Source organism: Pedobacter sp. ok626 (assembly GCF_900100435.1).
In the GTDB taxonomy this organism is placed as follows: domain Bacteria; phylum Bacteroidota; class Bacteroidia; order Sphingobacteriales; family Sphingobacteriaceae; genus Pedobacter.
On record NZ_FNEX01000014.1, the window covers coordinates 24,368 to 46,451 of the forward strand.

The following is a 22,084-nucleotide window of genomic DNA, read 5'->3' on the forward strand; positions in this document are numbered from 1 at the left end:
AGGCTACTAATATAATTTATATTATCAATAACGCCTTAAAAAATAAAAAAATGCAAGCCTATAAGCCGGGTTCTGTTCCCAATAAATTAGGATTCTACCATTAATCTACTATAAATGTTGCCATTTATCTCTAACGACCTACCCACTAACATCGGACGAGCAGCCCTACATACGTTAGCCTATTTGGTCTTTCAACTCCCGGGGTTTACCACTCTTCCGGTCGCCCGGAAAAATCGTGAGCTCTTACCTCACGTTTTCAACCTTACCTGTACTTAAAAGCCATCGGCGGTATATTTTCTGCGGCACTTTCCATAACTCAGGCATTCAGTCCTGAGCCTCTTCCCGTTAGGAAGCGAGATGCTCTGTGTTGCCCGGACTTTCCTCTTTCCCTTTTGATCGGGCCAGCGATAGAACAGCTTGCATTTTGAACAAAGATACAAAATCTTAATTTATATCTCAGCGGCACCGTTTATCGTTGGTGAGGAGTTTAGTTCGGATCTATTGCCGGGTTTTAGATTAAAATTGGAAGAAGTATTTCAGACCGAGGTTCCAGATCTTCGCGAGGAAGTTCTTGTTACCGTTGAGGAAGGAAAAGCTGATTGATTTCAATACATTTGCCTTTTTAATATTAACCATAAACAATCGAACCAAAATTATGAGTAATTCAACCAATTCTCCAATAAGCCACAATGTATATTTCGAAGGTAAAGTTCAAAGTCTTGGACTGGAAACAGCAAAAGGTAAAGCTACCGTTGGGGTAATGAAAAAGGGAACATATACATTTTCTGCCTCTTCACCTGAAAAAATGGTCATTATATCGGGTAGTATGGATGTAAAACTAACAGCAGATGGAGAAGCTAAAAAATATACTGAACAAGAAGAATTTGATGTGGCCGCGGGAACTTCGTTTGAAGTGTCATGTAATGATGATGTAGCTTATTTATGTTATTACGGGTAATAGCAAAAGCGGGTATCTCTTAATTTAGTTTATAAGATGCCCGCGTTGTTTTGTTACACACGAACCATTTTACATTTGCTTCTACATAAGATTTGGGTCTTTTTCTGGCTGACTCTTAGTTTTTGATTTTAGAAATTCATCAGACATTTTTTTCAAGGTGTTTAGTTTCTCCTGGACAATGCTGTTTTTCTCTTTTAATGCTGCCGATTTCTTAAAAAGTTCGGTGTAGATCTCCCCATTGAAATTGTGGTTTTGGTTTTCATTGACATTTTTCATATTGAGATGGTTTACTAGGGTAGGTGTCTTTAATTGATTGAATTTAAGTGTTTTAATGTTAAGTTTTGATCAGTTTACAGTTAAGTTTTTGATCATATCGGCGGTGTATGCTGGTAAAGAACGTACAAGCTTTTTTCTTATGATTTAAATAGAATTAGATCTGACTAAAATCATTAAAATCGGGCTATTGTTAAGGTGATGTTAATCATTTGTAACGTTATTAAACATTTTGAAAGTAAATTAAACTTTGATAATGCTAATTTGAAAAATAATAATTAACATTGATCAGAGGATTAAATGTAAGACGATTTTCAGGATATGACCAGATATAACCAATTTAGTGATTTCGAGCTGATTCTCAGGTTAAAAGAAGATGATGAGTCTGCCTTTACTGAAATCTATGAGCGCTATAAATGGGTACTCTATAGTCATGCCTACAAGAAACTTAAAAATAGGGAAGAGGCGAAGGATGTAATCCAAGAGCTTTTTGCTGGGCTTTGGACTAAACGAAATGTGATAAACTTCAACGCTAACTTATCGGGGTATCTGTATACCGCAATGCGGAACAAGATATTAAATATCATTGCACATCAGCAAGTGGCAGATAAATACATCGATTCACTGGAAGCTTACACTAGCCAAAATAGTTTTTTGACTGACCACCTGATTAGGGAAAAGCAGCTGGCTATGCAGATTGAGCAGGAAATAGATTCTTTACCACCCAGAATGAAAGCTTTATTTTTGCTGAGCCGGAAAGAATACCTTAGTCATCGTGAAATCGCATGTAAAATGGAAATTTCTGAGGAAACTGTAAAGCGGCAGATGAAGAATGCATTAAAGACCCTTCGCCTGAAACTAGGCATATTTAGCTTTTTTTTATTTTTTTTATGCTTCATCTAACCCTTGCGGTTTAGCTTCCTGTCTTAGTCATTAGTAATAGGAATATTGCTTTTGACCAGATATATGAATAGAGCAGAAATTAAAGATTTATTGGCGAAATACAAGGCGAACGCCTGTACTGATGCGGAGCTTGAGATTCTTGAAAGCTGGTACCTGGAGTATGAAAATACCGACCTTCCTGAGTTATCAGACAAAGAAAAGAAAGCTGATCTTGATGAGATCTGGAAAGGTATGCCTATAGCTCATTCCGGGGCTCGGCGTTTTCGTTGGTCGCATCTTTCTGTGGCAGCAATTGTGCTCATTGCGCTATCCGTTGGTTTTTTCTTGTATAAAATTAAAGATACGCCGTCTCAGCTGGCGCATACAAAGACCAATGACATTGCCCCTGGGGGAAACAAAGCAATTCTAGTTTTAGCCGACGGCAAGAGAATTTCTCTGACGGATGCGCCTGATGGTACGGTTACTCATATAGGGGGAATTACAATTGTGAAAAAATCTGATGGACGTTTAGTTTATAAGGTTATGAATAGTGGGCAAGAACAAAGAGGTGAATTAAAGTACAATATCATCGAAACTCCTGTTGGGGGACAATTTCAGGTAGATCTTCCGGATGGGACCAGGGTTTGGCTTAACGCGCTTTCTTCAATCAAATTTCCTGCGAGTTTTGCCGGACAGGCGTTTAGAAAGGTAGCTTTAAAGGGGGAGGCATATTTCGAAGTAGCAAAGAATAAAAATCAGCCTTTTAGAGTAAGCACAGACAAGCAGGAAGTAGAGGTTGTAGGTACGCATTTTAATATTAATGCCTATCCAGATGAACTCGCAGTTAAAACTACTTTATTGGAGGGTAGCGTAAAGGTAAATGGTGAGTTTATCAAGCCGGGGCAGCAATCTGTTGTTACATCAACCGGTTTAAGAATATTTAAAACAGATCTTGAAGCTGCGCTGGCCTGGAAGAACGGACTCTTCATGTTTGATAGTGAAGCGCTTGAAAGCGTGATGCGAAAAATCTCTAAATGGTACGGTGTAACCGTAAAATATAGCAATGAAGAAGTGAAGACATTGGTGTTCGGGGGGACGGTTTCAAAGTTCGATAATGTTTCTAAGGTCTTAAAAATGATGGAGCTAACAGGTGACGTACATTTTAAGCTTGAAGGGCCAGTGATAACTGTAATGCCATAATCATAGATTAATAAACGAGCAAATTAAACGACATGAAAATTTACAAAGACGATCCTTAGCGGCCTTAGCTAAATTGGATAGCTCAGAAAAAAGAGCCCCGATTCCCGTCGGAGCCCTTAAATGTCTGGTAGCTATTCATTTGATATTGTGTGCCAACAACAAAGTTTTTAACCAATCAAACAACCAAATGTATAAAATTTCTACAAGAATTTTAGGCAAGCCTCCGGGCTGCATAAATAAACTATTGCTTATTATGAAGCTCTGGATTTTACTAATGATTATTGCAATAACGGAGGTCAGTGCAACGGGACTTGCTCAGACTGTTACCTTAAAGCAACATAATATTACATTCGATCAGTTTTTTAAAGAGATCAGAAAACAAACTGGTTATAATGTTTTATGGACACTGAAAAAGATCGAAAATACAAAAACGATTGATGTTGATTTTAACAACACCCCCTTGGCTACGGCGATGAGCCAGAGCCTTATCGGTCAGTCATTAAGTTATGTGATTGAAGATAAAACTATCATCATTAAGGATCTTGACAGGTCGGGGCAGCAAAACGTTGCTACTGGAAAAATTACCGGTATCATTAGTGATGAAAATGGACAGCCCCTTGCTGGAGCGAGTGTGAAGATTATTGAAGCTAAAAAAGTGGCTATGACCGACCAGAATGGGATTTATTCCATAGCGGTTGCTCCTGGTGTGTATACTTTGGAGGTTTCCTATATTTCATATGCTACACAAAAGGTAAGCAATGTGAAGGTTACGGCCGATAAATCTCAACTGATAAATGTTAAGCTGCAACCAGATCCTAAAGACCTTAAAGAGGTAATGGTAACTGCCCTGGGTATTAAGCGCGAAGAGAAATCTCTGGGCTATTCTGCACAAAAACTTGATGGTTCAACGGTCTCTGACGCTCCAGCCAGTAACTGGCTAAATGCGCTTGAAGGTAAAGTTGCGGGCTTAAACATTCAGAAGGCAGATGGACCAATGGGTTCCTCAGATATCATTTTAAGAGGTGATAAATCTCTGCAATTGGGTAATAGTGGTGCGCTGATCGTAATTGATGGGGTACCGATAAGCAATCAGATTAGTGGAAACGGTGGTGGAGCTTATTCTTCTGCAGAACCTTCACTTGATTTCGGTACTGCCGTAAGTGATCTTAGCCCGGATGACATTGCCAGCATTACCGTACTAAAAGGTGCTGGTGCAACGGCGCTATATGGTTCCAGGGGTGCGAACGGCGCAATTATCGTAACTACCAAATCTGGTGGTGCACGTAAGGGATTGGGCATCACGATAAATTCCAATACCTCGATAGATCAGGTGAATAATTTCCCGGATTATCAGTATGAATATGGGCAGGGTGCAGGTTCGGATGTAACTTATTACTCTTACGGAACTTCAGAAGATGGAGGGAGTACATCAGGAACCAGCTCTGGCTGGGGTCCAAAACTCAATACTGGAGTTAAATATTTTCAGTACGATCCAATAACCAAAACACAGAGTAAAGAAAGATTGCCATGGGTGGCTTATCCTGATAATAGGAAAGGTCTTTTCCGTACCGGTCTTACGACCAATAACGCTATTTCTATTGAAGGTGGTAACAGTACTACCACAGCCAGGGTATCTGTAAATAACACCTTTAACAGATACATTCTGGAAAATACATCTTATCAGCGGACCAATGTGAATTTTTCATTAACGCAGAAAATTAGTCCCAAAATGCAGATCTCTACCAAGATCAACTATTATAATAAATCGTCAGACAACCTGCCAAGTACGGGGTATAGCAATCAAACCGCGTCTTATTTTTTGATGTTTACCAACGCCAATGTGGATTTGAATTGGTTTAGAGATTACTGGGCCTCAGAAGATGATAAACAAAACAGGCCATTTAGTTCTGTGCCTGATAATCCTTACTTTGCTTTGTACGAGGAGTTGAATCCGATGAAGAGAAATGGTGTTTTTGGTAACATTAATTTCAATTATAACATCACAAAAGACCTCACATTTACGGCTAAAACGGCTATTGATATGTATGATGATATCAGCTCGAACAGACAGCCGATGAGTGCTCATCATTATACCAACGGATTTTATAAGGAGCAAAATATTATCCGTTACGAGCAAAATTCAGATTTTTTATTGAACTATAAAAGAAAGCTCGGTAAAGATTTTAGCATGAGTGCAGCCATTGGGGGAAACCGAATGCATTCGATGTACAACAGAACAATTGGCAGTATAAATAAATTACTGATCCCTGGAGTCTACACGCTTACCAATGGGATTGATAGACCTGTGTTGGTTGGCTATAAAGAAGAAAAAGCTATTAACAGCGCCTATGGTTTTGTCAATTTATCATACAGGGATTATTTGTTCCTGGAGGTGACGGCGAGGAACGACTGGTCAAGTGTTTTCTCTGGTGCCTACAATTCTTATTTCTATCCTTCGGCTAACTTAGGTCTTGTGGTGTCCGATATGCTGAAATTGAGCAGTAATACACTTTCCTATCTGAAAACCAGGTTCTCTTATGCGGAGGTGGGGAATGATACACGACCTTACCGGATAGAGAAATATTATGCTTCGAGCAATTTTCCATCTAGTGTTACGAATCCAACAACACTTAATAATTCTAATCTGAAACCTGAAAGAACAAAAAGTTATGAAGCTGGTTTGGAGGCCCGGTTCTTTAAAAACAAGATCGGAATTGACTTTTCAGCCTACCTGACTAATACCTACGATCAGATCTTAAGTGTGCCTGTAGAGCGGGCTAGTGGCTATTACAACTATGTAATGAATGCGGGTTTGGTGCGCAATATGGGATTAGAATTGCAGGCCTGGGCTAAGGTGCTCACACGAAAAGATTTCTCCTGGAGAACAACCATAAATGGGGCCATTAACCGTGGAAAGATCGTATACCTTAAAGATGGTATAGAAAATCTGGAATTGTATGCAATGGGGTCTTCCGGCGTTTCATTAATGGCTATCCCAGGCGGAAGTATAGGTGATATATATGGCCGCGGTTATTTGCGTAACCCAAATGGTGATATAGTTTATTCTAATGGTGTACCACAGCTTACCCCGGATATTGTTTATCAGGGAAGTGCAGTTCCTAAGTTTAAAGGAGGTATTGGTAATGAGTTTACTTATAAAAGGTTCAGGTTGAATGTTTTGTTTGACGGAGAATTTGGTCATAAAAAATACTCACTTTCTAATTCTGTAATGACTACATCGGGTAAGCTGAAAAGCACTATACCGGGCAGGGAGCAAGGGGGGATTCTGGGGACAGGTGTAATTCTAAATGATGACGGTTCATACCGCCCTAATGATGTAGTGGTTAGTCCTTCTGTGTATTACAATGCGCACTTTGATCGTGTAAATGCAGAAGCGAATATTTTTGATGCAAGTTATATCAAATTAAGAGAGGCCCGGTTAGATTATACCATCAAATCCAAATACCTGGAAAAAATGGGCATCAGAAATACCTCTGCCGGCGTATTCGGACGCAATCTATTCGTATGGAGTGCCTGGCCAATTTTTGATCCGCAAAGCAGCACCCTTAACGGAGGAGTGATGGTACAAGGAATAGAGGTTGGACAGTTCCCTACCACCCGGACATTTGGATTCAATTTTAAACTTTCATTTTAACAGTTATACAGATGAAAAAGATACATTACCTGGTTTTAGCTTTTGCCATCATTTCGGCACTAAGTTGTACAAAGGATTTTGATAATATGAGGAAAGACCCGAACTCTATAAAAGACATTACTCCGGGGACGCTTTTATCACAAACTTTGTATACTGCCACCACAACAAATATCGCTGCCGCCAGAAGCATAGGCAATGAGCTGATGCAATATACGGTACAAAAAAGTGAGAATGCCTTTGTACAGCGTTACGATATAAGGGCTACTGAAGGCAATAATTTATGGAATAAGCATTATACCATGCTGAATAATGCTCAGGATATGCTTATACGTGCAGAAAAAGAAGGTAACGCCAACTATACGGCTGTTGCGCTGACCTTAAAAGCATGGATGATGTCGGAGTTGACTGATGTTTTTGGCAATGTTCCTTATTCTGAAGCGCTAAAGGGAGATGAGCTGGAGTTTTTGCCGAAATACGATAAACAGCAGGATATTTATGAGGATTTGCTGGGTAATCTGGATAAGGCAGCATTACTATTTAATGATAAGGAAAGACTTGATCAAGGAGGAGATATCCTTTATGGAACGCAGGAGGCTGCTCAGGTTACCTGCTGGAAAAAGTTCTGTAATTCCTTACGCCTGCGTTTATACCTCAGGGTAAGTAATCGTCCTGAAATGAATAGTCCGGCAAAGATCAACTCAATTGTCAGCAATCCAGATGTATATCCTATATTCACCGGCGCTTCGGATCAGGCTTATCTTGCATTTACCAATACAGAGCCATTTTACAATCCTTATTTCAATTTAACCAATGTAGATTTCGGTGCCAATTACTGCCCAAGTAACTTTATCCTTCAGATGATGCAGGATTTTGGTGATCCGAGAATCCCAATTTGGTACAATAAGAACGGATTAGAATATGTAAGTACCCAAAGTGGATTCCCTAGCGGAATGGCAGGTACTATTTTTAGTCTGCCAACTTCTTATATTAATTATACACTGCACGAAAGTCCACGCTTAGGAATGATTATGAGTTACTCAGAGCTCCAGTTTATTTTGGCAGAAGTGGCATTGAAAGGATGGATACCGGGAGGGAATGCCCAGGCGCAGATTTATTATGAAAATGGCGTTAGAGCCAGTATGACGTTTTGGGTGGCAACTTTACCGGCAACCTACCTTAGCCAGCCAGGCGTAGCTTTTGACGGAAACCTGTCTACCATTATCAATCAGAAATACCTCTCTCTATTCTATGTTGGACTGGAATCCTGGTTCGACTACCGTAGGACAGGTTATCCTGCGCTTATTGTGCATCCACAAGCTAGCAATGGTGGTAAAATGCCACGACGTCTGTTATATCCGATAGTTACACAGGCTTACAATAAGACGAATTACCTGGAGGCAGTTAGCTGGATAGGTACAGATAACATCAACGTGAAATCGTGGTGGGAACAATAATATTATCATTATAAAAATATATAGAGATGAAAAAATTAATTTATTCATTTGTGATCATTACTGTTTCAGCTATGATGCTGACAGCCTGCTTCAAGCAAAAGGATACTTTATTGGGCACACCAACGGTAAATGTTAGCGTAGCTTCGGTACGTAATCTGTATACGGGTTCGGCTGTACAGCTTACTGAAGAGAATACTGGAGTTTCACGTCTGGCTGGAACAGTCATTTCCGATGTGGCTGGAGGAAATATTGCAAAGGGACAATTTGTAATGGTACAAACTAAGGATGGCGTAACCGCCGGAATTGTGGTGACTTTAAAAGATACGGAAGATGTGCCTTATGTGCCGGGTGATTCATTGGTTATAGAAATCCAGGGAAGTACGATAAACAGGGTTAAAGGAAGTCTACAGTTGATGGATATACCTAAAACTAAAATTACAAAAGTGGCGCAGGGAAGGTTTGTGAAAACTTTACTGATCACATTGGACGAGCTTGCAAAAAACTTTAATAAATACGAGAGTATGTTGGTTAAAATAGCAGGTGCGGATTTAGTTCCAGTTCCGGTAGCCAATGAAACTTATGCTGGAGAGAAAGGGCTTGATGATGGATCTACTGATACAGATGTAAAACTTTCGACAGAATCTGGAGCTACTTTTGCAACTACTAAAGTGCCGGTTAATGCCAATTTTACAGGTATAGCCACCTACAATAATCCACAGGGTAATACCACAGCCGGAGCTACCATGCAATTACGTATGCGGAGCATTAACGATGTGGAGATTACGAGTGCTCCGTTAAATGCCGATCTGGTGATTAGTGGATTTATGGCCGATCCAAGAGGAGGAGATGCCCCTGCGGCAGGTACATCCTCTGGTTATTCAAATGGTGTTACGGTAGTGCATAAGGGCTCTTATGAATACATCCAGCTAATGGCACTGCGTGATATCGATTTTGCAGTAACACCTTATTCAGTAGTTGTAGCCTCTAATGGAACAGTTACCGCAAATGGTTGGGCTGCCGGCGGAACGCTTACTTTTAAATTTAACCTTACTGCGGGTACTGCAAAGGCGGGTACTTTCCTTTACGTAGGTGGACCGGGTAAAGTATTGGGTGGATATTGGAACTGTGGGCCTACTACAGACATGAGCAATGGCAACTGGATCAGAATAATTAATGCACCCGCGGCTGCCTATGATGATTTTGGTACAGCTGCTGCAACCATGGGGAATATGGCGGGGGATGGTAGTAATGTTGCCGATGGGATTGCAATATTTGCAGGAACAACAGTCACTCCAACATCAGTTCCTATAGATGCGGTTTTCTACGGTACAAAAATTACCACTGCTTATAATGCAGCCAATAAATGGGGGTACAGGGTTCCTTTGAATGATCATTATAATCCTGTCAATCCGGAAACCGGGGAGGCTCAGCCATTCTTTGGACAAGGTACTAATTTGTACATGTATAGGCAGCCTGCTGCCGATGTGGGTGATTACTCTAAACTCGGCGGTGTGGTGAGCAAGAACGCATGGATCATACCGCGAGAAACAACCAGTCTTTCTATTGGTACTTTATCTTGTCCTGAAGCGGCTGCACTTAACCTGCAAAGCATCGAATCAGGCTCAGGAGTTACTTACTTTAGAAAATAACCTGTTAATATGTTAAATATGAAATATCAATATAGATTATACCTGTTTGTTTTTTTACTGTTTACAGCCTTTACACAGCCGGGTTGCAGTAAGAAAGCTGAAACGGAAAAAGCAAAAGTAGAAGAGGTTATTGTAGAGAAGGGGGTAGATCATCCCTCTACTGAATACGTATCCCTTATTCAGAAGAATACAGATCTGATTAAAACGGTAAATACAAACGTAACTTCCACTCCATCAGCAGGAATAGAGGAAACAGATATTACCTGCATCAGTGCCGGAAATGTTCCAATGGCAATTTTCTTGCTCAAAGTAGATCTTTCTGATCCAAATATAAGTATGGAGGCTTGTATGCCTAATGATAAGAACGCCTATGGTTTTCAGACCGTAAGGAGTATGATTACAGCTAAGAATGCAAGTTATACAAATCGGGAAGTTATTGCAGCCACCAATGGTGATTACTTTAATGAGCTCGGTGTGCCCTTGGGGATGGTTTATAGGAATGGAGTGCTTACACGTAACCATCAAGATAAGTATTATTTTCTAAGTATCTTGAAGGATAATACATGCGTTATAGGCGATAATAAAAACTATATATCCTATGTAACACGAATTAAAGAAGGTTTGGGAGCCAGGTATTTATTGGTTAAGGATGCGGAGTTAACCACTGCGGGACTGGATGAAAATGTTGAGCCCAGAACAGCAGTGGGGGTAATCAATAGTAAGAAACTAGTTTTTCTAATTGTTGATGGAAGAAGGACTGGGTATTCTGCTGGAATCACATTAGCTGATGAAGCCAAAATACTGAAAGCTATTGGGGTTCGTGATGCGGTGAATCTTGATGGTGGAGGTTCTAGTACTTTTATTGTGAAAAATAGTGTTGGAGGTTATGAAACACGAAATAGACCTTCAGGAGATGTAGAACGGGCAGTGGCAAATTCATGGATGATTATGCGGAAAAAGTAATATTTAAGGAAGTATTTGAATCTCAGTAAGACGAGAATACTAAAAAAAAAAGAGCCTATATCATATTTTTTATGATGCAGGCTCTTTTTTTTTAAGCCCATTTGGATTTTTTTTTAGTTTTTCAGGATTGTTTTTGTGGCTTTATTTGTATTTAAAATCATTGTTTTTTGTTTGTTTTTAAACTTAATATTGGTTTAATATTCTTTTAATATGTTATAAATACTTTCGAAAGCATGACAGTGCATAACAGTTATCCGTTTTTAATGCAATAAATTCGGTTAACCAAGTATAAAAATTATGAAAAAAAATCTTTACAAAGTATTGGGTGATTCCAGTCGGTACAGTTTGACTTTGCTGCTACTACTGTTCTTTAAGCTGGCCTTTTCGCAAGAGAAAACCGGAGTCATAAAAGGAAAAATTACAGATGATTCAGGATCCCTGCCATCAGCATCAGTTTTGGCACTGGGTACAAAGAACGGAACAACGGCAGATGCTAATGGTAACTATTCCATTAGTCTTCCGGAAGGAACTTATACACTTTCTGCTTCTTATATCGGGTACACCAAATCTGATAAAGCAGATGTTAAGGTAACTGCGGGAAAAGAAACAATTGTCAATTTTAAGTTATCGTCAAATACGCAGCTAAAAGAAGTGGTGGTTACCTACGGTAAGCAGAAGTTGAGAGAGGTAACCGGTGCGCTTACACAAATTGATGCTGCTGGATTACAAGATATGCCTGTAGGACAATTTGCGCAGCAGCTACAAGGCAAAGTAGCCGGTGTACAGATTGCACAGAGCAGCGGGCAACCGGGGAGGGGAATGGAATTCCGTATCCGTGGGGCAGCATCGCTTTTCTTGACCAATCAGCCATTGTTTGTGGTAGATGGTTTACCTATTACGGGTAGTATCAATAACATTAATCCTTCCGAGATCGAAAGCTTTACAGTACTTAAAGATGCGTCCTCGACTGCATTGTATGGTTCGCGTGCAGCAAATGGGATAGTGTTGATTACGACTAAACATGCTAAACCCGGGGATTCAAAAATAGAATTTAGCAGTAACTACGGAATTCAAAAAATCCCTTCCAATCGTGTTCCCAAAATGATGAATGCAAGAGAGTTTGCAACATTTATGAAGGAACGATACGAGGATCAGAAAATATTTCAGCCTACTTATGTAGTGCCCGCTGATCAATTGGCTGCTTATTCAGATCCGCTTAAATATGATGTAGGTACAAACTGGTATGATGTGTTAACACAGTCGGCCCCAATACAGAGTTATGATTTAACGATACAATCCGCTAACGAAAGGTCTTCATCCACCATTGTGGCAGGATATCAGTCGCAGGAAGGTGTAATCATCAACACGGATACAAAGTTGTTTACGCTACGTCTTAATCAGGAACTGAGTTTAAGTAACAATAAATTAAAAATTGGTTTTAACCTGGCTCCAAGTTACCGCAAAGATCATAACAACAGGTTAGCTACTGATGGAGTAAATGGGTTCTTTGAAAAGGTTGTAGAGGCTAGTCCTTTGTTTTCGCCGGTTAACCCGGATGGAAGTATGCCAAAGTTGGTTACCTCACCGGGTATGGTGGCTTATATCAATCCCTATGCTCAGTTTACAATGTCCAAAGACGATTATAGAACAACACGGATATTGGGAAATGCCTTTTTAAACTACGAGTTTTTAAAAGGACTGACGTTAAGGACTAATTTGGCAGCAGATAAAGGAGCGGAGACGCGTGATCAGTTTACACCAGCTTTTATCAATACGAACTCTATAGCATCGGGATTAAGTAGTTCTGTTGATAATTTTTCTTGGACCGCTGAAGCGAATCTCCATTATAATAAAACTTTTAATAACGATCACAATGTGGAAGCGCTTGTTGGTTACTCTGCTCAACAGTTTGAGCAAAATAGCAATTCGATATCGGGGACAGGTTTCCCAAGTGACGATGTTCCTTACCTAAGTGCTGCAACTTCTATTAGTGCCGGATCTAGTAATACTACAGCTTATTCCATGTTGTCGGCTATTGCCCGCTTGAACTACAATTACAAAGGAAGGTATTTATTACAAGGGGCTATTCGTAGCGATGGGTCGTCTCGATTTGGTAAGGATAAAAAATACGGCTATTTCCCATCTGTATCAGCTGGCTGGATTATCAGTGACGAGGCATTTATGCAGAAATTTAAGTTTATTGACTTTCTTAAACTGCGTACCAGCTATGGCATTACAGGGAATAACGGCTTTGGTAATTTTGATGCAATTGCTAAAATCGGAGAATATAATTATATCCTAAATGGCGTATTGGTTTCCGGTAATACAATTAATTCCTTGGGTAACCCAGATCTGCGTTGGGAAAGAAATAAACAGTTTGATATAGGTTTAGAATTTGCCATACTTAAAAATCGAATCTCTGTTAACTATGATTACTATCGTAAAATAACGGATGGGATGATTCAGGACAGACCAATCCCAAGAGCTTCTGGTTTTTCTACCATTAAATACAATATTGGGGAGTTTGAATTTTGGGGACATGAGCTTAGTGTAAACACAACGAACTTAACAGGTAAGTTGCAATGGAATACTAATTTTAACATCTCTTTTGAAAACAATGTGATCAATTCATTGGTTGATCCCGGTTTTATCCGCAGAAACAATACGGTAACTTCAGATTATTACCGCAATCAGGTAGGCCACCGTTTAGGTGAGTTTTACGGTTTTGTTTTTGAAGGACTCTATAAAGATGCAGCTGATTTAGCCAATTCGCCAAAGTACGGAAGTTCATCAAATATTGGTACTATAAAAATGCGTGATGTATCGGGGCCTAACGGTGTGCCGGATGGGGTAATTAGCGATGAGTATGATCGTACGTTTATTGGAGATCCTACCCCTGATTTCAACTTCGGTATTACCAATAATTTTAAATACAAAAACTTCGATCTAAATATTACTATGGCCGGAGCTGTTGGCGGAGATATTTTAGCTGCCGCAAAATGGGCTTACCAAAGTAATATGGACGGTTCCAGGTTGCCTCTTGCTGCTATAAAAGACAGATGGAGATCAATAGAGAATCCGGGTTCGGGAATTTACCCGACCACCAGAGGGGGAACAACGGCAATAGGTAGACAAGTAAATAGCCAATGGGTAGAAAGTGGATCTTATCTGACTGCAAAAAATATATCTCTGGGTTATACTGTGCCATTAAAAGGTAATCTGATGATGAAAGCATTAAGGGTGTATGCGTCTGTTCAGCAAGCATTTATTATTACGAATTATTCTGGGATGAATCCTGAAATTAACCTTTCAGGTACCGATGCCACACAAGGTATTGGTGTAGATGAAAATGCATACCCTGTGCCAAGAACATTCTCAATCGGTATTTCAACAACATTTAAATAAGAATCTCCATGAAGAAGATATTTATATTAACAGCAATGCTTTCTTTTACAATCTTATCTTGTAAAAAGAGCTTTATCGAACTTAAACCGGAAGATTCTTACTCGCCGGAAACATTTTATAAAACAGAATCACAATTTAGACAGGCTGTTATGGCGGCCTATGTTCCTTTAAGGGATTTGGCAAATAATGATTTTTATACCTCAGAGATGCGGTCTGATAATACGCATTATCAGCCTTATCCAAGCAATCGTGGTACCGCATATCTGTATAAAGAAAATATTGCTGATTTTACAGATGGACCAACCAATACCAATAGTAATACAGTGTATTTTGCATGTTATTCGAGTATCTCGAAAGCCAATATCGTAATTGGAAGAATCGCAGATGCCGATATCCCTGAGGCTGCTAAAAATGATCTTACCGGGCAGGCTAAATTTTTAAGGGCATGGAATTATTTCAAGCTGGTACGTTTATTTGGTGGTGTTCCTTTATATTTAAAGGAGGTAAGTAAAGCAGAAGATGCTTTTGTATCACGCTCAACTGTTGATGAGGTATATGCCCAGATTATTTCAGATGCAACCGACGCCATTGCTAAATTGGTAGGGCTTGATAAACTTCCTGCTGCTGAGAAGGGGCGGGCTACAAAAGGTGCTGCGACTATGTTGCTTGCAGAAGTATACATGACTCAAAAGAAATATGCTGATGCCGAGATTTTGTTGACTAATCTAGGGACAATGGGGTACGGGTTGTGGCCAACTTATGCTCAAGCATTTTTACCTGCAAATAAAAATGGTATCGAGTCCATTTTTGAAATCCAATACCTGGAAGGTAATACTGCAGGTACAGCGCCAAGTAATTTTATTTATCAGTTTTTGCCAAGAACTACTAATACGACTATAATTACAGGTACTACCACTAATAATTCGGCTACCGGTGGATGGAATACACCTACACAAGATATGCTTGATGCTTATGAGGCCGGTGATACTCGGAAAGATGCATCTATAGGTATTGCAGAAGGTGTTTACAATGGTAGTGATCAATTGGTTATTTCGGCCAATAAGAGTATCATTAACTATGTTCCTGCTGCTGGTAAAATAGGGGTTCCGTATATTAAAAAATATCTGCATACACCACATGTTGTTGCAAACAACAGTAATGATAATTGGCCGATTTATCGTTATTCGGATGCGCTACTATTGTTGGCGGAGTCGTTAAACGAACAAGGGAAATCAGGATTGGTGCTTGCTCCTTTGAATGCGGTAAGAGCAAGGGCATTTGGCAATACAACTCATAATATTACCACCACTGATCAGACCTTGTTGCGTGATATTATTATGCATGAGCGTAGGGTAGAGCTTGCTTTTGAAAATAAGAGGTGGCATGATTTGGTGCGATGGGATAAAGCAGTGCAGGTTATGAATGCATATGGTGTTAAGCTAAAAGAAATGTATAGCTATTTATCACCTGCATCTTATGATGTTACCAAAGAGCGAATGCTGTACCCGATACCTCAGTCGGAAAGAGAAATAAATCCGGATTTGTTTCAAAACCCCGGATACAACTAGTTAAAGAAGGTGTTCGGTATTACTGGACACCTTCTTTTTTGACGCCTATAACCTAACCAATTATGAACCAAACCAGACGAAAATTTATTAAAATAAGTACACTTGCAACTGCCAATTTAGCCTTATTGAGTGTTAATGGTGCTGCAGCGATATTAAATAATAACTTTTTAAATTCTATTCCTTTAGCAGATTCAGATTTGATAAAGAATTTTATTACCCCACCTGACGAAGCCAAAACATCTTGCTACTGGTGGTGGTTTAACAGTTTGGTAAATAAAGAAGGCATTACTCTTGATTTGGCAGAGTTTAAAGCCAAAGGGATGGGCGGTGTATTGCTCATTAATTCGATCAGTGGTTTTGGCAGTGGTCCTATTCCTGAAGGTCCTAAGTTTCTTTCCGACGAATGGCGTGCACTTTACAGACATGCCTTAAAGGAAGCCGATAGGTTTGGAATTGAGGTTGGGGTAAACTTAAGTACTGGCTGGGCAATGGGGGGCGCATGGATAAAACCGGAGGATTCGGGAAGATGGTTGTTGCAGTCAAAATTAAGCATAACCGGACCTGGTCATTTTTCTGATAAGCTTCCTTTGCCGGGTAATAGGAACGGATATGAAAATGCCAAACAACTTTTTGTAAAGGATTATATTGATTTGCCACTGGATAAACTGGATTACCGGGATACGGCAGTAATTGCCTATCCTGAAGTTCAGGAAGGCTCATCGATGATGGCAGGTGAACGTGCAAAATCTTTCGCTGCTAAGAGTAATCGATTGGATGCCAGTAGCCATGCAGAAGCTGCGGATGTCATGAATCCTACCTTGGTTAAATGGAGCAATGCCGCAGATGATAAGCCTGTTTCATCATCCTCAATTATAGACCTGACATCTAAAGTTAAACCTGATGGTCAGTTGGATTGGGAAGTTCCGGCAGGAAAGTGGACGGTGATAAGAACCGGACATCGAATGACAGGAGCTCGTACAGCTTATGCTTTACCCGAGGCTGCAGGGTTAGAGATAGACTGGCTGGATAAAAAGGGAGTTGAAAGACAATTTGAATACCTGGGAAATATATTGCTTAAGGAAGCTGGGGCTTTTAAAGGCAAGTCGCTAAAGTATTTCCACGATGATAGTTTTGAAGATGGATTCCCCAATTGGACAGCAACATTTTTGGATAAATTTAAAGCGTACAGGGGTTATGATGCTACACCGTATTTGCCTGTTTTTGCAAGTGTAATGATTGATAGTGCGGAAATATCTGAACGATTTTTATACGATTACAGAAAGACTGTTGCGGATTGTATGGCTGATGGGCATTACAAACGCTTTGCAGAATTGTGCCATGAGAATGGGTTGCAGGTACAAAGCGAAGCAGGAGGACCAAGCTGGTCGGGAACAATGTGTATGGATGCGCTTAAAAATTTAGGTCGTATGGATTTGCCAATGGGCGAGTTTTGGCAGGGTAAAACCTTTGTACAGCACGATCAGAATCAAGTTGGAAAACTGGTGGCTTCTGCGGCACATATTTATGGCAAGAAAAAAGTTTCTGCAGAGGCATTTACGTCTTTTAAGCCACATTGGAGTGATTCGCCGGAAACACTAAAACCAGTGGCGGACCGGGCTTTTTGTGAAGGGATTAACAGATTTGTAATTCATACCTCGACCGCTACAAGGCCAGAGGATGGAAAACCCGGTTATGAATATGGCGCGGGTACACATTTTAACCGGAACATCACCTGGTGGGATAAAGCAGGGGCTTTTCTCGATTACATTAACAGATGTCAGTATTTATTGCAATCGGGGCTTTTTGTCGCGGATGTTTTATATTATAATGGAGATTGGGCTCCTAATTTGGTAGGGCCAAAGCGTATAGATCCTGCATTGGGAAAAGGGTACGATTACGATGTGTGTAATGAAGAGGTATTGTTAACCCGACTTTCTGTAAAAAACAAGCGTATTGTTCTGCCCGATGGAATGAGCTATGCTTTATTGGTATTGCCAGAGGTAGTACACATGCCTCTACCTGTAGCTAAAAAGCTGCGGGACTTGGTAAAAGCCGGAGCTACCATCATTGGGCCTAAACCTGAAAAGGATCCGGGCTTGCAGAATTACCCTCATAATGATAAGGAGCTGGCAAGCATTGCAGTAGAGGTTTGGGGTGCTGGAGATACTTCTGGTATTCATTTGTATGGAAAGGGGCGGGTTTTTACAGGTAAGCAAATTCGGGAGGTGCTGTTGAATGACCATATCAAACCCGATTTCGAACATACTGGTGCAGCTAATTATATAGATTTTATCCATCGGAGTACAAAGGATACAGAGCTTTACTTTTTAGCTAATCGTAAAAATGATAAAGCAAAAACTACCTGTACCTTCAGGATAGGTAATGGTTATAATCCTCAGCTCTGGGATCCGATTACTGGCGCAGTTTTGGCCGCGCCTGTGTTTAATGTTGAGGATGGCAGAATAACTATAGATTTTGACTTTTTACCTTATCAATCGGTATTTGTAGTCTTTACAAAATCTATTTCAAAAGCAAAACCTTCAGCAGAATGGCTTTTCCAAAACATATCTGGCCTTTCGGCTATTCAGGAGATTAGAGGCTCATGGTTGGTAAAGTTTGATGCGAAATGGGGCGGGCCTGAGCAGATTCAGTTTGATAGTTTGCAGGATTGGAGTCAACATACAGATCAACGTATAAAATACTATTCAGGCAAGTCGGTATATCAGAAACAGTTTAACCTTGACAAGGCTCCTTTAAAGGGGAAGCCAATTTTTTTAGATCTTGGCATTGTTAAGCATATAGCAAGTGTAAAGCTAAATGGTAAAGAACTGGGAATCATATGGACTTTGCCATGGATGGTTGATATTAGTGATGTTGTAAAACAAAATGATAATCTGCTTGAAATAGAAGTGATTAATCTATGGCCCAATCGCCTGATTGGTGACGCTGCACTGCCAGTAGATAAGCGGTTGACGAATACCAATATCATTTATAAGCCAGAAGACAAGCTTTTACCTTCTGGTTTATTAGGCCCGGTCACCATTCTGGTTCAGTCTTAGCAAATGTTATTTATTTAGTCCACTTTTTTAAAGGCAGAGGGAGAAACATTAAATCTCTTCTTAAATGCGACAGAAAAATGATTGGAATGTCTATATCCCAGCATGCTTGCAATCTCTTTTAAACTATATCCCTTACTTCCGTTGATCAAGTCCTTTGCAGTTTGCATTTTCAATTCTTGCGTAAAGGAATTTATGGTTTTATTAAACACCTGTTTAAATCCAGCCTGTAACTTGGTGCGGTTCATACCAACATAGTCAGCCAACTCCTCAATAGAAAAACTTTTGGAAAGATCCTCGCTAATCAGTTCAATGACTTTATGGAATATCTGTGGATCTTTTGCTGTCCAAGCTAGGTCAAGAGTAGGGGAAGGTGTATTTAAAGTAATCGTTACTTTAAGTGTTTGATCCTCTGCGATCAATACCGTTTTCTCATAATGAAAATTGTCCTTCTTCAGTATTTTTTTAGCTAATATCAGTTTACCAAACTTGTCTTTAATGTAAATATCTACCATATAAGGGGCTTTAAATTCTCTGCTTAATTCGTATGCATTGCTGCAACTACCGTACAAAGTAACATATATTTTTGCACTAATTAAGAACGAGTCTAAATAAAGTTAATAACTATTATATGCAAATTGCTGCTCATTACAAATACATATGGTTGATTCTTTTCCTTATCATCGGATTTTCTGTACAAGCGCAGGAGAAGTATACCATAGAAGGAATGGTAAGATCTACTACCGGCGAACTGCTTATTGGAGCCGGTATTAAGGTTCTAGGTACCAATAAATCTACAGTAACAGACAACGAAGGAAAATTTAAAATTCATGATATTAGAACAGGGGACCATAAGATCAGCGTTCGGTATTTAGGTTATGTTGAATCTGTACAAAAACTAGTATTAGTAGGGACACCAGTCATTAGACAACTCAAATTCAACTTAAAGTCTATTCATAATGACCTTGCAGAAGTTGTAGTGATGGGGCGTACTGCAGTTAAAGAAGTGAATAGGCAAGCCTTTAACGTAACTGCTGTAGATGCAACTAAGTTATATAATACAACAATGGACATTTCCAGCGCCCTGGATCGGGTTGCTGGCGTGCGTGTACGGGAAACAGGTGGTGTTGGTTCCAGCTTTAATATATCCTTAAATGGTTTTTCTGGTAAGCATATCCGCTACTTTATTGACGGAATTCCAATGGACAACTTTGGCTCTTCTTTTCAAATCAACAACATCCCCATCAATGTTGCGGAGCGTGTAGAAGTATACAAGGGGGTAGTACCGATGTGGTTAGGTTCTGATGCTTTAGGTGGTGCCGTAAATATTGTGACTGGCAACAAGCACAGGAATTATGTGGATGCATCTTACTCCTATGGATCGTTCAATACCCACAGGGGGGTGATTAATGCTGCAGCTACCTCAAAATCAGGCTTTACTGTTCAGGTAAGTGCTTTTCAGAATTACTCAGATAATAATTACAAGGTGCAATTGCCGTCAAGACTTACAAATGTACAAGGACCTGAAATTTCATTACCCAGGTTTCATGACGTATATCATAACGAGACTTTGATTGCAAATGTTGGTGTAATTGATAAATCTTTCGCAGATAATTTATTATTCGGGATCACGATGGGACAGAATTATAAAGAAATGCAAACCGGTGCACGTCCAGATGAAGTTTTTGGTGCATTCCACAGGCGTGGAAACATTGTGATGCCATCACTTAAATACAAAAAAACAAATCTGATAAAAGGGATGGATGTTACCATAAATGCTAACTACAACCTTGGATTTGAAAGGAATATAGATACCGCACGTGCCAGTTACAATTGGTATGGCCTGCGGACGCCAAAAGCTGCTTACGGTGAACGGGCGCATACTGATGCTAAATACTATAATCATAATGGTTTGGCAACGGCTATGGTTAGTTACAAGATCAGCGAAAGGCATTCGGTAGCCATCAACAATGTTTTTTCCACCTTTAACCGTGAAACGAAAGATTTATTGATCCCTGCTAATGATAAGCTTGATCCAACTAAAAAGATGGATAAAAATGTACTCGGCTTTGGCTATAGTTATGATATTGATAATAAATGGAGTGCGAACTTTTTTGGGAAGTACATTTATCAGAACAATATCATCGAAAGCAAAAATCTTAACAACGTTACTGAAAAAATAGGTTATGGATTTGCTATCGCTTATTTTTTCAATCCAAACCTGCAAGTCAGAACTTCCTATGAAATGGCTAACCGGATGCCGGAAGCAACGGAAATATTTGGCGATTTAGAAAATCAGGATCCAAACCCGACATTGAAACCGGAAAAGAGCGATAATTTTAACATAGGAATGATTTATGGATTTAGCCTCAATAAGGAGCATCGCTTTTCTGTAACGGCCAATGGGATTTACAGGTATTCTAGCGACTTTATTTATAACACAATTAATCTCCTAAGTAAAGCTCAAGGTAAAACCATCTCTAACAACAAAGAGGGAGTAAGTACAATTGGGGTAGATGGGGAAGTAAGATATTCTTATAAAAACTGGTTATCTATTGGTGGGACCATGACTTATCAATATCTGCAAAATTTGCAGAAATATGAAGATGGATATACTTCGGAAAGCGACGTCTATTTAGACCAGATGCCTAACATTCCCTATTTGTTTGGAAATCTGGATGCAAGTGTGTCCTTAAGGGACATCGGAAAAAAAGGTGATCACCTGACTGTAGGGTACAACCTACTTTATGTCAATCAATTTTGGTTGTACTGGCCAAGCCTCGGCAGTAGCAATATGGCTGATAAAAACGGAATCCCCACACAGCTCGCACATGATGTTAACCTGGTATACAGTATGAAGAACGGTCGTTACAATATCTCATTAGAGGCGAAAAATCTTACGGATAAACCCTTGTACGATAACTTCAGTCTGCAAAAACCTGGTCGCGGGTTCTATTTAAACCTTAGATATTTTTTTAATAAAAATCAACAATAATAAATAACTCAATTAATAAATGACTT

General features: G+C 39.7%; 13 protein-coding genes and 1 other RNA gene. 11 read left to right on the plus strand and 3 right to left on the minus strand.

Annotated features, from left to right (window positions below; translation table 11 throughout):
- Nucleotides 1-45 precede the first annotated feature (45 nt).
- Nucleotides 46-424: RNase P RNA component class A (rnpB, locus tag BLS35_RS18525), an RNA gene on the minus strand.
- Between the two features lie 231 nt (nucleotides 425-655).
- On the opposite strand from rnpB, the gene BLS35_RS18530 reads away from it, so the two are divergent.
- Nucleotides 656-958, plus strand: a complete 303-nt coding sequence (locus BLS35_RS18530) for a pyrimidine/purine nucleoside phosphorylase (protein ID WP_090783916.1) — start codon at nucleotides 656-658, stop codon at nucleotides 956-958.
- Nucleotides 959-1,039: 81 nt separating this feature from the next.
- On the opposite strand, the gene BLS35_RS18535 is transcribed toward BLS35_RS18530, so the two are convergent.
- Nucleotides 1,040-1,234: a hypothetical protein gene (locus BLS35_RS18535; protein ID WP_090783920.1), complete on the minus strand. Its 195-nt coding sequence runs from the start codon at nucleotides 1,232-1,234 to the stop codon at nucleotides 1,040-1,042.
- Nucleotides 1,235-1,552: 318 nt separating this feature from the next.
- Here BLS35_RS18535 and BLS35_RS18540 point away from each other — a divergent pair, with 318 nt between their 5' ends.
- The 9 genes from BLS35_RS18540 (at nucleotide 1,553) to BLS35_RS18580 (ending at nucleotide 19,066) form a co-directional block, all read left to right on the plus strand.
- A complete protein-coding gene (locus BLS35_RS18540) occupies nucleotides 1,553-2,134 on the plus strand; it encodes an RNA polymerase sigma factor (RefSeq protein WP_090783922.1) in 582 nt (193 codons plus the stop codon).
- A gap of 63 nt (nucleotides 2,135-2,197) precedes the next feature.
- A complete protein-coding gene (locus BLS35_RS18545) occupies nucleotides 2,198-3,313 on the plus strand; it encodes a FecR family protein (RefSeq protein WP_090783925.1) in 1,116 nt (371 codons plus the stop codon).
- Between the two features lie 253 nt (nucleotides 3,314-3,566).
- On the plus strand, nucleotides 3,567-6,968 hold the full coding sequence (locus tag BLS35_RS18550) for a SusC/RagA family TonB-linked outer membrane protein (RefSeq protein WP_165973351.1): 3,402 nt from the start codon (nucleotides 3,567-3,569) through the stop codon (nucleotides 6,966-6,968).
- A gap of 11 nt (nucleotides 6,969-6,979) precedes the next feature.
- A complete protein-coding gene (locus BLS35_RS18555) occupies nucleotides 6,980-8,422 on the plus strand; it encodes a SusD/RagB family nutrient-binding outer membrane lipoprotein (RefSeq protein WP_090783929.1) in 1,443 nt (480 codons plus the stop codon).
- 26 nt (nucleotides 8,423-8,448) lie between these two features.
- Nucleotides 8,449-10,071, plus strand: a complete 1,623-nt coding sequence (locus tag BLS35_RS18560; RefSeq protein ID WP_090783930.1) for a DUF5689 domain-containing protein — start codon at nucleotides 8,449-8,451, stop codon at nucleotides 10,069-10,071.
- Between the two features lie 18 nt (nucleotides 10,072-10,089).
- Nucleotides 10,090-11,034 carry a phosphodiester glycosidase family protein gene (locus tag BLS35_RS18565; protein ID WP_165973350.1) on the plus strand — a complete coding sequence of 315 codons (945 nt, stop codon included), beginning with the start codon at nucleotides 10,090-10,092 and terminating at the stop codon, nucleotides 11,032-11,034.
- Nucleotides 11,035-11,331: 297 nt separating this feature from the next.
- Entirely contained in the window at nucleotides 11,332-14,439 is a 3,108-nt protein-coding gene (locus tag BLS35_RS18570) for a SusC/RagA family TonB-linked outer membrane protein (RefSeq protein WP_090783937.1), read from the plus strand.
- 8 nt (nucleotides 14,440-14,447) lie between these two features.
- Nucleotides 14,448-16,007: a RagB/SusD family nutrient uptake outer membrane protein gene (locus tag BLS35_RS18575; RefSeq protein WP_090783941.1), complete on the plus strand. Its 1,560-nt coding sequence runs from the start codon at nucleotides 14,448-14,450 to the stop codon at nucleotides 16,005-16,007.
- Between the two features lie 62 nt (nucleotides 16,008-16,069).
- Nucleotides 16,070-19,066, plus strand: coding sequence for a glycosyl hydrolase (locus BLS35_RS18580; protein ID WP_165973349.1), 2,997 nt, complete (start codon nucleotides 16,070-16,072; stop codon nucleotides 19,064-19,066).
- 14 nt (nucleotides 19,067-19,080) lie between these two features.
- Here the strand turns inward: BLS35_RS18580 and BLS35_RS18585 are convergent, their stop codons facing one another.
- Entirely contained in the window at nucleotides 19,081-19,578 is a 498-nt protein-coding gene (locus BLS35_RS18585) for a helix-turn-helix domain-containing protein (protein ID WP_090783950.1), read from the minus strand.
- Nucleotides 19,579-19,694: 116 nt separating this feature from the next.
- Here BLS35_RS18585 and BLS35_RS18590 point away from each other — a divergent pair, with 116 nt between their 5' ends.
- Entirely contained in the window at nucleotides 19,695-22,058 is a 2,364-nt protein-coding gene (locus BLS35_RS18590) for a TonB-dependent receptor (protein WP_090783954.1), read from the plus strand.
- The last annotated feature ends 26 nt before the right edge of the window (nucleotides 22,059-22,084 follow it).